This window comes from Herpetosiphonaceae bacterium (assembly GCA_036374795.1).
Lineage (GTDB): Bacteria > Chloroflexota > Chloroflexia > Chloroflexales > Kallotenuaceae > LB3-1.
Map to the genome: position 1 here is coordinate 1 of DASUTC010000195.1, position 1,074 is coordinate 1,074.

General features: G+C 64.9%; 1 protein-coding gene. It reads left to right on the forward strand.

What is annotated here, in order from left to right:
* Positions 1-23: 23 nt before the first annotated feature.
* A partial coding sequence (locus tag VFZ66_14460) for an ABC transporter permease (protein ID HEX6290389.1) occupies positions 24-1,074 on the forward strand: 1,051 nt, incomplete at its 3' end.

A 1,074-nucleotide genomic window follows, 5' to 3' on the forward strand; every position in this document is an offset into this window, starting at 1 on the left:
CGCCGGGCGGCAGGCGTAACCACATGCGCGGGATTCTCGCGGTCTATCGCAAGGAACTGCGGCAGATTGCCCGCGACCGCCGGACGCTGTTGATCCTGGCGTTCATCCCGGCGTTCTTCCTGCTGCTCTACGGCTATGCACTCAACTTCGACATCCGCAACGTCAGCCTGGCCGTCGAGGATCGCGACGGCTCGGCAGAGAGCCGCGCGCTGGTGTCGGCCTTCATCAACTCCGGCTACTTCAATCTTGCCGCAGCCGTGTACTCGCCGGCCGAGGCGGAGCGCCTGCTCGATCTCAACGCCGCCCGCGCCGTGCTGGTCATCCCGGAAGGCTTCAGCCGGGAGATCGTCTCTGGCCGTCCGGCTGTCGTCCAGGTGCTGATCAGCGGCGACAACGCCAATACCGCCACGACGGTCATCGGTTATGCGCTGAGCATCGCCCGTGAAGCCGGGACGGCCCTCTCCGGCCGTGTCGAAATCGAGCCGCCGCTCCGTGTCGAACCGCGCATCTGGTACAACCCCGAGCTGCGCAGCACGCTGTTCCTCGTGCCCGGCCTGATCGCGTACATCGCGATGATCACCGCCGTGGCGTCAACCGCGCTGTCCATCGTGCGCGAGAAGGAGTCGGGGACGCTCGAGCAGGTGCGAATGGCGCCGATCGGCACCTTTCCATTCGTGATCGGCAAGACTGTTCCCTATTTCTTCATCTCGCTGGGCTCGGCGGCACTGATCATCCTGGCCTCGATGGTGCTGTTCGGCCTGCCGATGAGAGGCAGCTGGTTGTCGCTGCTGCTGGCGCTGTCCCTGTTCCTCATCGGGGCGCTCGCGACCGGCCTGTTGATATCGACGGTCGCCGACAGCCAGCAGGTGGCTTTTCAGATGGCGCTGCTCATCTCGCTGCTGCCAACGCTGATCCTTTCGGGCTTCATCTTCCCGATCACCAGCATGCCGCAAGCGCTCCAGATCATCACCCACGTGGTGCCTGCCAGGTATTTCCTCATCGCCTTGCGCGGCATCGTCCTCAAGGGCGCACCGGTCACCGTGCTGATCGGTCCCCTCACGGCGCTGGCGTTGT